The organism is Methylosinus sp. DMC45 (genome assembly GCF_056313885.1).
Genome location: NZ_JBQUZK010000046.1, coordinates 182,017 through 195,090, shown reverse-complemented (window position 1 = coordinate 195,090; position 13,074 = coordinate 182,017). Strand labels below are relative to the sequence as shown.

General features: G+C 65.1%; 14 protein-coding genes, 1 tRNA gene and 1 pseudogene. 8 read left to right on the top strand and 8 right to left on the bottom strand.

Features of this window, described 5'->3' with window-relative positions:
* From ACT53T_RS14840 to ACT53T_RS14830, 3 genes are all read left to right on the top strand, one after another.
* The coding region (locus ACT53T_RS14840) for a DUF3363 domain-containing protein (RefSeq protein ID WP_476161780.1) at window positions 1-255 on the top strand (255 nt) is incomplete at its 5' end.
* 115 nt (window positions 256-370) lie between these two features.
* Window positions 371-610 (top strand): antitoxin MazE family protein, encoded by a 240-nt coding sequence (locus ACT53T_RS14835; RefSeq protein ID WP_196409916.1) that lies wholly within the window; start codon window positions 371-373, stop codon window positions 608-610.
* Window positions 607-966: a type II toxin-antitoxin system PemK/MazF family toxin gene (locus ACT53T_RS14830; RefSeq protein WP_476161779.1), complete on the top strand. Its 360-nt coding sequence runs from the start codon at window positions 607-609 to the stop codon at window positions 964-966. Before ACT53T_RS14835 ends, ACT53T_RS14830 begins: the two co-directional genes overlap by 4 nt.
* Window positions 967-1,361: 395 nt before the next feature.
* Here the strand turns inward: ACT53T_RS14830 and ACT53T_RS14825 are convergent, their stop codons facing one another.
* A complete protein-coding gene (locus ACT53T_RS14825; RefSeq protein WP_196410648.1) occupies window positions 1,362-1,601 on the bottom strand; it encodes a transcriptional regulator in 240 nt (79 codons plus the stop codon).
* Window positions 1,602-1,912: 311 nt separating this feature from the next.
* On the opposite strand from ACT53T_RS14825, the gene ACT53T_RS14820 reads away from it, so the two are divergent.
* Together ACT53T_RS14820 and ACT53T_RS14815 are read left to right on the top strand one after the other, a co-directional pair.
* The gene (locus ACT53T_RS14820; protein ID WP_476161778.1) at window positions 1,913-2,365 is read left to right on the top strand and encodes a hypothetical protein; all 453 of its coding nucleotides are present in this window, start codon (window positions 1,913-1,915) and stop codon (window positions 2,363-2,365) included.
* A gap of 215 nt (window positions 2,366-2,580) precedes the next feature.
* Window positions 2,581-3,618 (top strand): annotated as a pseudogene (locus tag ACT53T_RS14815) (recombinase family protein); the annotation flags it as partial.
* A gap of 333 nt (window positions 3,619-3,951) precedes the next feature.
* Here ACT53T_RS14815 and ACT53T_RS14810 read toward each other — a convergent pair.
* The 4 genes from ACT53T_RS14810 to ACT53T_RS14795 all read right to left on the bottom strand — a co-directional run bounded on the left by ACT53T_RS14810 (window position 3,952) and on the right by ACT53T_RS14795 (window position 7,052).
* The gene (locus ACT53T_RS14810; RefSeq protein WP_476161777.1) at window positions 3,952-4,143 is read right to left on the bottom strand and encodes a hypothetical protein; all 192 of its coding nucleotides are present in this window, start codon (window positions 4,141-4,143) and stop codon (window positions 3,952-3,954) included.
* A 33-nt stretch (window positions 4,144-4,176) separates the two neighbouring features.
* Window positions 4,177-4,252, bottom strand: a tRNA-Glu gene (locus ACT53T_RS14805).
* Between the two features lie 107 nt (window positions 4,253-4,359).
* A complete protein-coding gene (locus tag ACT53T_RS14800) occupies window positions 4,360-5,919 on the bottom strand; it encodes a leucyl aminopeptidase (protein WP_400769320.1) in 1,560 nt (519 codons plus the stop codon).
* Between the two features lie 206 nt (window positions 5,920-6,125).
* The gene (locus ACT53T_RS14795) at window positions 6,126-7,052 is read right to left on the bottom strand and encodes an MBL fold metallo-hydrolase (protein WP_476161776.1); all 927 of its coding nucleotides are present in this window, start codon (window positions 7,050-7,052) and stop codon (window positions 6,126-6,128) included.
* Between the two features lie 289 nt (window positions 7,053-7,341).
* Between ACT53T_RS14795 and ACT53T_RS14790 the strand changes: the two genes are divergently transcribed.
* On the top strand, window positions 7,342-8,547 hold the full coding sequence (locus tag ACT53T_RS14790) for an MFS transporter (protein WP_476161775.1): 1,206 nt from the start codon (window positions 7,342-7,344) through the stop codon (window positions 8,545-8,547).
* Here the strand turns inward: ACT53T_RS14790 and ACT53T_RS14785 are convergent.
* The 3 genes from ACT53T_RS14785 to ACT53T_RS14775 are packed head-to-tail and all read right to left on the bottom strand — an operon-like array spanning window position 8,469 to window position 10,790.
* The gene (locus ACT53T_RS14785) at window positions 8,469-9,104 is read right to left on the bottom strand and encodes a LabA-like NYN domain-containing protein (RefSeq protein ID WP_476161774.1); all 636 of its coding nucleotides are present in this window, start codon (window positions 9,102-9,104) and stop codon (window positions 8,469-8,471) included. The two genes, ACT53T_RS14790 and ACT53T_RS14785, sit on opposite strands and share 79 nt — an antisense overlap.
* Window positions 9,105-9,144: 40 nt before the next feature.
* On the bottom strand, window positions 9,145-9,288 hold the full coding sequence (locus ACT53T_RS14780; RefSeq protein ID WP_018266354.1) for a hypothetical protein: 144 nt from the start codon (window positions 9,286-9,288) through the stop codon (window positions 9,145-9,147).
* Entirely contained in the window at window positions 9,285-10,790 is a 1,506-nt protein-coding gene (locus ACT53T_RS14775; RefSeq protein ID WP_476161773.1) for a glycosyltransferase family 4 protein, read from the bottom strand. The genes ACT53T_RS14780 and ACT53T_RS14775 overlap by 4 nt, the downstream gene beginning before the upstream one ends.
* 228 nt (window positions 10,791-11,018) lie before the next feature.
* On the opposite strand from ACT53T_RS14775, the gene ACT53T_RS14770 reads away from it, so the two are divergent.
* Window positions 11,019-11,882, top strand: a complete 864-nt coding sequence (locus tag ACT53T_RS14770) for a DUF6502 family protein (RefSeq protein WP_476161772.1) — start codon at window positions 11,019-11,021, stop codon at window positions 11,880-11,882.
* Window positions 11,879-13,057 (top strand): DUF5666 domain-containing protein, encoded by a 1,179-nt coding sequence (locus tag ACT53T_RS14765; protein WP_476161771.1) that lies wholly within the window; start codon window positions 11,879-11,881, stop codon window positions 13,055-13,057. Before ACT53T_RS14770 ends, ACT53T_RS14765 begins: the two co-directional genes overlap by 4 nt.
* Window positions 13,058-13,074 lie beyond the last annotated feature (17 nt).

Here is a 13,074-nt window from a genome sequence, read left to right as displayed (position 1 = left end):
GGCCGGCAGATGGCCGCGGAGCGCGGGCTGACGTATTCGCCGAGCGGGCCGGGCGAATATGTGTCGGGGCGGCTGGCGGGCGTCGCCAATCTCGCCAGCGGGCGCTTCGCGATGATCGAGGACGGCCTCGGCTTCCAGCTCGTGCCTTGGCAGCCCGTTCTCGAAAAGCGCATTGGCCAATATCTCAGCGGCGTTCACCGTGACGGCGGCGGCATCGAGTGGGGCCTCGGCCGGAAGCGCGGGCTGGGACTGTGATGAAAGCCTCGAGCCCCGTGGAGGTCCGGCCGCGACCAGAGCCGATGCAAAAGGTCGGGATTGTCGAAACGCAACGGCTCGTGATATGTTACATGTAACCAATTGGAGACTGATTATGACCCCAGCGGCGAAGCCCAAGCCCTCCCGCGTCAAGGTGCGCGATCATCGCGAGCGCCTGCGCGCCCAAGGGCTGCGCCCTATTCAGATCTGGGTGCCGGACGTGCGCGCCGCTTCCTTCCGGGCGGAGGCGCATCGCCAGTCGCTCGCGGTCGCCACGAGCCCCCATTCTCTCGATGACCAATCGTTCATCGATACGGTGTCGGTCATCGACGTCGATGACAACGGTAACGAATGAGACGCGGCGACATCTGGACCGTTGCCGGCGGCAAGGACTACGCGGGCAAGCCGCGCCCTGTGGTCATTATTCAGGATGACAGTTTCGACGCGACGGACTCCATCACCATTTGCGCTTTCACGACAGACGAGACGGATGCGCCTCTGTTCCGTCTGCCCGTGGAGCCGAACGAGCGCAACGGATTGCGCGTGCCCTGCCGCTTGATGGCGGACAAGGTCACCACCGTTCCGAAATCGAAGATCGGCGCACATATCGGGCGCTTGGACGAAGAGGACATTTTGCGTCTCAACCAAGCGGTGCTCGTCTTCCTCGGACTCGCTGTGTCGCCGAGACCTCGGCGCGCACGGCGATCATGAGTTGGCCGTCATCCGTTCAACGTCTCGATGGCAGTGCATAGGAAAGCGCATCCCGGAGTAAAATTAGGCCATTCTTGTTCGAGATCGAGCGCGCGATCCTGCCGGGATGTCGCGAGCGCGCGCAAATCCTCTCGATCCTCGCTGCGTCGGCGCCGATCGCCGCGTCGCGTCGACGCGGAATGACGCTCGGTCAAACATCGATCGAGAGGCGCAACGAGACCTCGAAACCTGGACTGTCACCGATGATTGGCCCGAAGAAGTCCCGGTCACGCGCGCCGAGGTCGATGTAATCGAGGCGTGGCTCGGGGACTTGTTCGACCAACAATTCGGACCACGTCGATGAAGGGGCAAGGAAACGAAGATCGCCCACTTGTTGCCGGTCGACGGCGACCCCTCTACTTCTTCAGCCGCACGCCGGCGCCGGCGCCATTCTCGGGAATGAATTCCACGCCTGCATTCTCCAAGGCGATGCGAATAGCGTTCAGGTTTGCAGCGGTGGTCGACGGCTGCCCGTCTTCGCCCTCGGCGCGTCGCACGGTGGCGATGCCGACTTTTGCGGTAGACGCTAAGTCTTCGGCGGTCCAACGAATGAGGGCGCGCGCCGCCCGTATTTGCGCTCCTGTGATCACATACAGCTCATATGATATATTGTTGATCTCCACGGCGGGCGTGATATGATTCCACTCGCATGGCGTTCTCGCTATCACATCGCCCGAGCAACTGGAAACAGCCTCGAGCCGTGTGCGCCTGTGCGGCCGGACGACGTGCGTCAACACCTCGCCCGGCCTGACCACAACCCGGCTTATGAGGAGCTCGGATCATGGCTGACCCCGAGACTATCACGAGTGCGTCTGCTTTCACCCGAAGGACTTTGTTGGTTTCGAGCGTCGGCGCCGTCACGCCGGCGCCTTTCAAGGGAATCGCGAGCGTCGACTCGTCTCATACGATGGTCGTCGATCCGGCAACGTCCCTGTGGACGCAATGGAAGACCGCCCAGGACCTCACCGACGTTCTCTGCCAGAAGCAGCAGAGCTTGGAAACCCGATTGATGCAGATGATCCGCGCGTCAGACGGCGTCGACGATGACGAAGGCACCGAGGCGGGCTGCGCCACCGAGGAAGAAATCTATCGGGCGCGCTGGGCCGCCGCCGATTTGGCTGTCGATTACTCCGAAGCGAAAAAAGACGAAGAGCGAGCCGCAGATATAGCGAGAGATCTCGCCGATGCGCTGGCGGCCACGCCGGCGTCGACCGTCGAAGGCGTCGCGGCCAAGCTCCACGCTGTGCTCCGCGAGGGCGAATGGTGCGAGAACTGCCCCGAATTTCCCTGGCCGCAGGTCCGCTCGGCCCTGACCGACTTTGTCCGTATCGGTCGCCTCGATTCGTTTCCGAAGTTTTGAAGCGGGCCGTGTGACGGCGAGATTGTCGATCTCACAATTTTCGAGCCGCGGTCTCCGCGGCTCGTTTTGCTTCTCATTGCGGGGCGATCCGGGGCGATCCGGGGCGATTGTCGCTGGCGCAGCCGAAATTCCGGTGACGCCTGCGAATCTCGGGAATAGACTCGGCCGATTGATCGGACTCGCGCCACGAATTTGATGACGACGGGAGTTTTCCCATGCCCGATTGCATCCGCGCCGCGCTCTATCTCCGGGTTTCGACGACGCGGCAGGCGGAGGTCGACCTGTCGATCCCCGACCAGCTGGCGCAGACGAGCGCCTATTGCGCACGCCATGGCTGGCGCATCGTCGCCGAATATATCGAGCCCGGCGCTTCCGCCATGGACGACCAGCGGCCAGAGTTTCAGCGCATGATCGAACGCGCCTGCGACGATGATCATCCGATCGATGTCATCGTGGTCCATTCGTTCTCTCGCTTCTTCCGTGACGCCTTCGGCCTGGAAATGTATGTGCGCAGGCTCGCCAAGCACAATGTGCGGCTCGTCTCGATCACCCAGGAACTCGGCGACGACCCGGCCCAGGTGATGATGCGGCAGGTCATCGCTCTGTTCGACGAATATCAGAGCCGTGAGAACGGCAAGCATGTCTTGCGCGCCATGAAGGAGAACGCCCGCCAGGGATTCTACAACGGCTCACGCCTGCCGCTCGGCTATGCGCTCGCCGAAGTGGAGAAACGCGGACACAGGACAAAGAAAAAGCTCGTCGTCGATCCTGTCGAGGCCGAGACCGTGCGGATGATCTACCGCTTGTATCTCGAAGGCGAGGCCGGCAAGGGGCCGATGGGCGTCAAGGAGGTGACGAAGACGCTCAATGGGCGCGGGCTGAGAACGCGACTCGGCGCGCGCTTCGGCGTCGCGTCGGTCCACAAAGTCTTGACCAATCCGGTCTATGCGGGCCGGTGGCGCTTCAACAAGCGCGAGGCCAAAACCGGGAGAGCCAAGGCCGAAAGTGAAGTCATAGAGATCGCCGTTCCGCCGATCATCGAAACGGCGGTGTTCGACAAGGCCCAGGCGAGCCTGAAAGCCAGAGACCCGCGCGTCCTGCCGCCTCGCGTCGTCACCGGCCCCATTCTCCTTACCGGCCTCGTCGTCTGCGCTACTTGCGGCGGCGCGATGACGCTGCGCACCGGGACCTCGAAGAGCGGCAAAGTGCATCGCTATTACAGCTGCTCCACGGCCGCCCGCGTCGGCAAGACCGGCTGCAAGGGCCGCTCGATCCCGATGGACCGGCTCGACGGGCTGGTCACGACCCATCTCGCCGGCCGGCTATTCGGCCCGAACCGGCTGGCCGGCATATTGACGTCCCTGGCTCAGAAGCGCGCCGCCGGCGACGACGAGGTCCGGAATCGAGTTGAAGCCCTCCAAGCAGAAATCCTCGACGCCGAGAACAAGCTGAAGCGCCTCTATAAATTGGTCGAGGACGGCCTCACCGACATGGACGATCTTTTGCGAGAACGTCTCGCCGCGCTCAAGTCGGAGCGGGAGCGCGCGAAAGCCGCGCTGGACCGGATCAAAGCCCAGTCCGCGCCGTCAATCGCAATCGAACCGGACCAGCTCGAGCGATTCGGGACGTTCATGCGCGAAAAGATCACGGTCGGCGAAACGTCGTTCCGCAGAGCCTATTTGCGGGCGGTCGTCGAAGCCATCGAGGTCGACGACCAAGTCGTCCGCATTCACGGCTCGAAAACCAGCCTCGAACAGGCCGTCGTCGCCGGAGAACAAATCGGCAAGGGTGTTCGTAGTTTTATACGCAAATGGCGCTCCCTAGGGGACTCGAACCCCTGTTTTCGCCGTGAGAGGGCGACGTCCTGGGCCACTAGACGAAGGGAGCGGACGAGGGGGTCTATAGACTGCTCCGGTCGGTCGAGCAAGAGGTTATCGGAACCAAATCGCGCGTCTTTCGCCGCCCCGCCGAAGCCCGGCGGGGCGGCCTTCTCGTCAGGCCTCGTAATAATCCTTCACCAAGCGATCCAGCAGCCGCACGCCCCAGCCGGAAGCCCAGCTCTGGTTGATGTCGGAGGCCGGGGAGCCCATGCCCGTGCCGGCGATGTCGAGATGCGCCCAGGGCGTCTTGTCGACGAATCGCTCCAGAAATTGCGCCGCCGTGATCGAGCCGGCGTGGCGGCCGCCCGTGTTCTTCATATCGGCGAATTTCGAATCGACGAGCTTGTCATAGGCCGGCCCCATCGGCAGCCGCCACAGCTTCTCGCCGGTCGCCTTGCCCGCCTCGAGAATGCGGCCCGCCAGCTCGTCATTGTTGGAGAAGAGGCCGGCGTGCTCCTGGCCCAGCGCCACGAGAATGGCGCCGGTCAGCGTCGCCAGATCGATGATGAAGGCGGGCTTGTATTTCTCCTTCACATGCCAGAGCGCGTCGGCGAGCACGAGGCGCCCTTCCGCGTCGGTGTTGATGATCTCGATGGTCTGGCCGGAGAGCGAGGTGACGATGTCGCCCGGCCGCTGCGCCTCTCCCGAGGGCATGTTCTCGACGAGGCCGAGCACGCCGATGACATTGGCCTTGGCCTTGCGCGTGGCGAGCGCGTGGAGAAGGCCGGTCACGGCGGCGGCGCCGGCCATGTCGCCCTTCATATCCTCCATGCTGGCGGCGGGCTTGATGGAGATGCCGCCCGTGTCGAAGCAGACGCCCTTGCCCACGAAAGCGATGGGCTGCGCGCCGGGGGCGCCGCCGTTCCAGCGCAGCACCACCACGCGGCTCGGATGCGCGGAGCCCTGGCCGACGCCGAGCAGCGCGCGGAAGCCCAGCGCCTGCAGCGCCGGCACGTCGAGAATCTCCACCTCGACGCCGAGAGCGGCGAGCTTGGCGGCGCGGCGCGCGAACTCCTCTGGATAGAGGACATTGGCCGGCTCATTGACGAGATCGCGGGCGATGACGACGCCCTCGGCGAGGCCGAGCGACTGCCCGACCGCGGCGCGCGCGGCGTCCGGGTCGGCGATGGCGAGCGCAATGTCGCTCGCGCCGTCGCGCTCCGTATCGTCCTTTTTCTTTTTGGTGCGGTAGAGATCGAACTTATAGGCGCGCAGCTCCGCGCCGAGCGCGAATTGGCCGGCCGCAGCGGCCGGATCGGCCGGCGCCTCCGGCGGGTCGAAGACGACGAGCGCATTCTGGCCCTGGCCGAGCTTGGCGGACAGCTGGCCGCCGAGGCCGAGGAAATCGTCGAAAATCTCGGCCTTGTCGGCCGCATCGCCCTCCGTGGCGGCGCCGACGCCGACGACCAGCAGGCGGCCGACGTTGGGAAGCCCCTGCGGCGCATAGAGATCGAGCGAGGTTCCGCGCTTGCCGGTGAATTTCGCCGCGGCGGCGGCGCGGGTCAGCTGCGGAAGCGCCTCTTTGAGAATGGTCTCCGACTCGGAGCCGAAGCGAAGCTTGGCGCCGGCGAAAGCGACGAGGACGAGAGGTTTGCCGCCGTCCTCCGAAGCCGTCGCCAGGCGTCGCTCCGCCTCGCCGAAAGACACAGTCTCGATTTTCACATAGGCGGACATCTTCTAACCTCTCATAGGGAAAACAGGCGCTTGCCGCATTTGCGCGGAGTCGTTGCCGCACTATCGTCCCGACGGCGCCGAGGGTCAACGCTCGTCAGAGCGCGGCCGCCGCCCGCAGCGGCGGGGCCGGCGTCGAGAGCGGGCCGCAAATAAGCCGAAGGCGGCCGTCGCCGGCCGCCCTCGCGTCGATTGGAAATCGTCTCGGCTCAGCGCGCGGCTGTCTTGGTCTTGGCCGTCTTGACCTCGGCGTAGAGCCATTTGACGAAGCGCTCGGAGCTCTGCTCCGCATTCGGAACCTTGGCGTCGAACTCGGCCGTCGGCTTGGCGGCGATGGTCTCCTCCAGCGTCTTGCCCTGATCGACGAGCGCGGCGACCTTGTCGCGCACGGCGATGATGAGATCGCGCTGGGCGATGAGCGCATCGCGACCGACGATCGGGCCATGGCCGGGCACGACCTTGGTGTTGGGACCCGCGCGGCCGATGGTGGCGCCGAGCCCGTCTATGATGCCGGCGAGCGTGCCGCCATTGTTGAGATCGACGACCGGATAGCCCGTGCTGCGGAAATAATCGCCGACCGCGAGAATGTCGTGCTCGGGGAAGAAGACCAGCGTGTCGCCATCCGTATGCGCGCTGCGGATGGGAATGAGCCGCACATGCTCGCCGTCGATATGAATCGTGACCTGATTGTCATAGGTGACGACAGGCAGCGCCTCGGCCACGGCGGGCTTGCCGGGCGTTCCATCCGCCGCCGGATTGGGATTCTGCAGGCGGGCGCGCAGCTGATCGCGCGCGAAGATCAGCGCGCCGGCCTTGGCCAGATTCTCATTGCCGCCCACATGGTCGCCATGCACATGCGTGTTGACGAGGAAGCGGATCGGCTTGTCGGAGATCTTCTTGATCGCCTCGACGATCTTGTCGGTCAGCGGCGCGAATTGCGAGTCGACGAGCAGCACGCCCTCGGGACCGCTCAGCACGCTGATCGCGCCGCCCTGCCCTTCCAGAACGTGGAAATTCGGCGCGAGCTGCGTCGTCTTGATTTCGACCTTGCTGAAGTCGGGGCGCTGCTGCGCCGCGGCCGCGAGAGCGAAAACGCTCGCGACGAGAACGAGGGAGGCGCGGGCGATCTTATGCATCGTCGGGAGGCTCCATTAGCTGACTAATATACTAGGAAATAGACATATGCGGCCCGCGCCGACAAGCGATTTTTTGGCGGGGCCGCTTATTCTCTCCGGCGAGAGCAAAGAGAGAAAAATCGCGCGGCGACGCGCGCGCCGCGTCGATTTTCCTCCCCTCGGCGACGCCTCTTCGGGTGGACGACGAAGGCTCCGCCTTTTATGAATCGCCGCCTCGGACGGCGTGAGCCCCGAGTCGGAATTCCCTCTCCAGCCGCGGCCTCGCGCGCCGAGGGAGAAAGGCGTCCCCTTGAGCAGATCCGTCGCCGATCGGCCGGAGGCCGGCGCGCCCGCATTTCCCGTGCTGGGCGCGATCAGCTTCAGCCATTTTCTGAACGATATGATGCAGTCGCTGCTGCCGGCGATCTATCCGCTGCTGAAAGGCGGGTTCGATCTCGATTTCGGGCAGATCGGCCTGCTCAGCCTCACCTATCAGATCACCGCCTCGCTGCTGCAGCCGCTGGTCGGCCTCTACACGGATCGCCGCCCGCAACCGTTCTCGCTGGTCGTCGGCATGGGATCGACCCTGTGCGGCCTGCTCGGCCTCGCCTTCGCGCCGAGCTATCCGGCGCTGCTCGCGGCGGCGGCGCTGCTCGGCGTCGGCTCCTCCATCTTCCATCCCGAATCCTCGCGCATCGCCCGCATCGCCTCGGGCGGCGCGCATGGCCTCGCGCAATCGCTGTTTCAGGTCGGCGGCAATTTCGGCTCCTCGCTCGGACCATTGCTCGCCGCATTCTTCATTCTGCCGCGCGGACAGAGCAGCCTCGCCTGGTTCGCGCTCGTCGCGCTCGCCGGCATTTGCGTGGTGACGCCGCTCGGACATTGGATTCGCAGCAATGGCCATGCGCGGACCAGATCCAGCGCGGCGACGCGCGAGAGCGCCGGCCTCTCGCCCGCGCAACGCCGCCGCACGCTCGCTGTGCTCATCGCGCTGATGTTCTCGAAATTCGTCTATCTCGCCGGGCTCAGCAATTATTACGTCTTCTATCTGATGAGCCGCTTCGACACCTCGCCGCGGGACTCACAAATCTATCTGTTCGTCTTTCTCGCCACATCGGCGGGAGGCACGGTCATCGGCGGCGCGGTGGGCGATCGGCTCGGCCGCAAGCGCGTGATCTGGGGCTCCATTCTCGGCGTCCTGCCCTTCACTCTCGCCCTGCCCTATGTCGGCCTGCCGGCGACGGTCGGCCTCAGCGCGGTGATCGGCTTCATGCTGTCCTCGGCCTTTCCGGCGATTCTCGTCTATGCGCAGGAGCTGACGCCCAATCGCATCGGCGCGGTCTCCGGCCTCTTCTTCGGCTTCGCATTCGGCATGAGCGGACTCGGCGCGGCGGCGCTGGGCGCGCTCGCGGATCGCACGAGCATAGAATTCGTCTATCAGATCTGCTCTTTCCTGCCGCTGATCGGGCTGCTCGCGGTCTTCCTTCCCGCAGGCGACGCAAAGGCGCGGGCGTGATCGCCAGCGCTCTCCTCGGCCGCTTCGATCAAACCGACATTCGCGATGGAGACGCGTTTGATCTTATCCGCTATGGCGCCGATATCGATGAAGTCATCGGCTTGGCGCCGTAGCTCCTCGGCGATGATCGGCGGGTGCGTCTTGATCGTGGACGCGACTGAGACGCGCACGCCCTTGCGCTGAACGGCGCCGATCAGCGATCGATAAGCGCCATTGCCCGACACCAATGTCATCGCATCGACACGCTCGGCCATCGCCATGGCGGCGACGGCGAGATCGACGTCTATGCTGCCTTTGAACCGTCGCCGGCCGAAACCGTCGATCGTTTCGGCGATCGGCTTCGCGACGACGATATATCCATTATAGGCGAGCCAGTCCGTCAGCCGATTTATGGAGCCATTGGCTTGCGTGTCGCTCAACGCCACGTAATAGAAGGCCTGAGCGGAGGACGCCTTTCCGCGCAGCGCCCGCAGCAGCCGGGCGTAATCGAGCTCTATGCCGAGACAGCTGACCGTCAGATGAAGATTCGCGCCGTCGATGAATATTGCGCTTCGCATTTTCTGTCTCGCAACCGCATGCGCCGCTCTGGCGGCGGCGTCAAAATAGCTCGAAGACGAGAGCTCCGAGGATAAGCAGAAAGCCGGCGAGGTCGATGACGACGAGCCCATTGCCCAAGAGCCGAAGAACGCCGTCGGCTTTCTCGATCAGCGGCTGGATCATCATGATGACCGATAGATTCATGAAGGCTCCTGTTGCGGCATGTTGCAAAAATCGCTGGCCGCGCCGGCGATTCGCGCCTGATAGGCGTCATTCGTCACCAGCTCCAGCAGCGCATCCGCGGCGTCGTCCCATGTGAGATAGGAGGCTTCGCCACGCATCGGCGCCTCGCGCGCGAGACGCAGAATCTCGCGCGCGAGATCGACCGAATCGAGAAGATCGAAATAGCGGACGTCAGGGCCGGCGATTTCGCGAAACACCGGAATATCCGAGGCGATGACGGGAACTCCGCGCCGGCCGGCCTCGACGAGCGGCAGGCCGAATCCTTCGACCATGGACGGAAAGATCAAGCCGCGCGCGCGCTCATAGCAATGGCGAAGATCGGCGTCGCTCGCATCGTTCAGCCAGAAGAGACGGCGACCGAACTCTGGATGTTCTCTGATCTCGCGCTGAAGCGCCTCGCTCTGCCAGCCGGGACGGCCGATGATGACATAGCGCGCGTCGAGGACATTGGAGCGCCACAGAAGATCGAAGGCTTCGAGCGCGATCGGATAGGCTTTTCTGGGCTCGAGCGTGCCGACGCTCAAAAAGAAAGGCGTCTCGTCGGCCGCTATCGCCCGCGCCTCGGCGGACACGGATTTTTCGGCCTGCTCGTCGAAATCGGCGCCGAGGCGCCACCAGCCGACGCGCAGATCCGGCTTCGTCCGCGCGCCTTCGCGCGAGATATAGGCGACGACGTCATCCGCCACGCTGCGCGATATGCAGAGGATGCGATCGCTCTTCAGCACGATGGATTCGAACCATGTCCTGAATTGATCGGTCATCGGCCCGGCGACGCTGAGCGGCTGCGTCAGCGGGATGAGATCATAGACCAGAGTGACGAGCTGGCCGCCCGCGGCCGTCAGCTTTTCGATGATCGGAACATATTCGGCCGTCGCCTGCCAGCTCGCGTCCAAGATCAGGAATTTATCGCCCTTGCGAAATTCTATCGGCGGCAGCGGCGCGCGGCGCTCGAAGAAAGGCGCGAGCCGACCATTGGCGATCACCACGGGAAGCGCGCCTTCGCCGCGCATGGAACGCTTGGCGATCTCACGAACGACGCGCTGAATTCCCTGATTGCCGCCATGCCGATAGGTCGGCGTCACATCGATGAAGAGGCGCGGCGAGGCGGAGTCGAGAATGGCGCGAGTGGGGTCGTTCTCGCCCAGCGGATTCAGAGGATGCCGCGGCGCGGGAATGCGCTTGCGCGTGCCGTCGTGCAGATGCGCGAGGCCGAGCAGACGCATCATGGTCCAGCCGAATTCCTTGATCTTCAGATAGCAATGCGCGGTGACGGGATCGATGGCGCCGGCGACGCGCTGGCGATGCAGCTCGAAATGCTCTTTTTGAATCTGCGCAGCGAGATAGAGCGCGATCCGCGTCGCCTCATCCTGCTGTCGCGCCATGTCCTGCTGTCGCGCCATGTCTTCGGCGAGCCGGGCCGAGGCTGCGTCTTTCAGAAAATCCGGCGTTGCATGCATGTTCATGGCTCGAAGTTTCCCGAATGCTCCGACGATCGCCGCCGCCTCGCGCCTTTCGACCACAGCCGTCATCGGCAATGGGTCGAGAAAGCGCGTTTCGAGCGTGACATTCGCCCATATCCGCCAACCCTTCGCGTGGCGTGGGAAAATGTCCCACGCACTCTGCGAACAAAAATCCAGCCTGTCAAGAGCGCGTGGGATTGTGTCCCACGGCGTCGCGGGTTAGATTCGATCATGGCCGATAGCGAGGACAATGGGCTTACCGACGCCGCGCGTCTGCAACAGCCGATCGCCCGGCTGCTGCGTCCGCTCGTGCGGCTGCTGATTCGCTACGGCGTGACATTTCCCGCGCTCTGCGAGCTGCTGCGCGAGCTCTATGTGAATGTCGCGGTTCACGACTGCGCTCTGCCGGACAAGGAGCAGACCGACAGCCGCATCAGCCTGCTCACCGGCATTCACCGCAAGGAGATCCGCCGCCTCCGAGAGGCCGGCGCGCCGGTGCGAACCGTTCCCGCCAGCGTCTCGCGCACCTCGCAGATCGTCGCGCTCTGGCTCGGCGATCGGCGCTTCGCCGATCGGAAAGGCGCCCCGGCGCCGCTGCGGCGCGCCGGATCGCCGGGGCGCGGTCCGACCTTCGAATCGCTGGTCGAGGAAGTGACGCGCGACGTGCGGCCGCGCGCCGTGCTCGACGAATGGCTCGATCGCAAGATCGTCTCGCTGGATGCGGATGGACGCGTCGTGCTCGGCGAGGCGGCGATCGCGCCCGACAAGGGCGACGAGCGTCAGCTCTACTATTTCGGCCGCAATCTCCACGATCACATAGCGGCGGCGGCCGCCAATATCGTTCAGGAGCCGGCGCCCTTCATGGAACGCGCCGTTCATTATGAAGGTCTCTCGGAAGCTGGCGCGCGGCGTCTCGAGGCGCTGTCGCGCGAGCTGGCGATGGATGGGCTGATCGCGGCCAATCGCGAGGCGCAGACGCTCCAGCGCAGCGACGAGGAAGGACGCTGGCGCTGGACCTTCGGCGTCTATGTCTATCGTGAGGACGAGCGGCCATCGAGCGAGCCGGCGAGCGGAAAGAAGGGCGCGCGCGCGTGAGCCCGTTCCGCCATCCGACCCGACGGCAATTGGCGAGCCTGCTCGCCTCGCTGCTCTCCTCCGCCGTGACGCGCGTCCAGGCCGCGGGCGACAAGCCCAAGGACAATGGCATTGGCGGGACCGGCTATATTTCCGTCATTCCCGACCGCGACAATGGCATTGGCGGAACCGGCGTCGTCGGAACCATTCGCGCTTTCGGCAGTATCATCGTCAACGGGCTTCGCATCTCCTATCCCGCGGACGCGGACGTGCGCATCGACGGCCGCGCGGCGAGCGTCGGCGATCTGCGCATCGGCCATGTCGTCTCGCTGGTGGCCGTCAACGACGGCGGACGATCGACGACGAATAAAATTCAGATTTTGCGCGAGGTCGTCGGGCCGGTGGAGCAAGTCTCCGACCATGGCTTGCGCGTTCTCGGCCAAAGAATCGAATTCGGGCGCGGCGCCCGGATCGAGAAGCCGAGCGCCTTCGCCATCGGCCAGCATGTGGCGGTGAGCGGCCTTCGCCTGCCGGATCAGACGATCGTCGCGAGCCTCGTGGAGCGCGTGGAGCCCGGCGCCGCCCAGATCGCCGGCGTCGTCACGCGCGCGGCGGATCGCCGGCTCGCGATCGGCGCGCAAACCCTGTCCGGCGTCGCGGAGGCCATGCTCGGCCAACGCATATTGGTGCGCGGCGCCGCCATGGACGGAACGCTGGACGTCACCTCGACATCCGCCGACGCCTGGCTCCCGCGCGGGCCGAGCAATTTTCTCGTCGAGACCTATCTCGAGCGGCGCGGCGCGACAGTGAAGACCGCGAGCGGCCTGGCGCTGGGCGGCGGCCGCGACCTTTCCTTCCAGGGCGTGGCGCGCGCGGTCGTCGACATAGACGCGACATCGGCGGGCGGCTGGTCGATCCGCTCGCTGACGACGAGCGAGACGCTCGGCAAGCGCGGCGCCGCCAAGGAGCAGCGCGAGAGCCCCGAGCTGCCGAGCCCGACGCGCCGGCCCGCGGACACATCCCCCGGCGTCGGCGTCGAATTTCCGTCCGGCCTAGACTCTTCGGCCGCGCCGCGCGGCTATGAGACTCCTTCGATTCCGACGGGTCCGGTCGGTCACGGCTTTCCCTCTGGGCCGGGCGGCTTCGGCGGCGGCGGCGGCGCGCCGAGCCCCGGCGTCGGACGGCCGGGACGGTGATTTGCGCGTGTAAAATC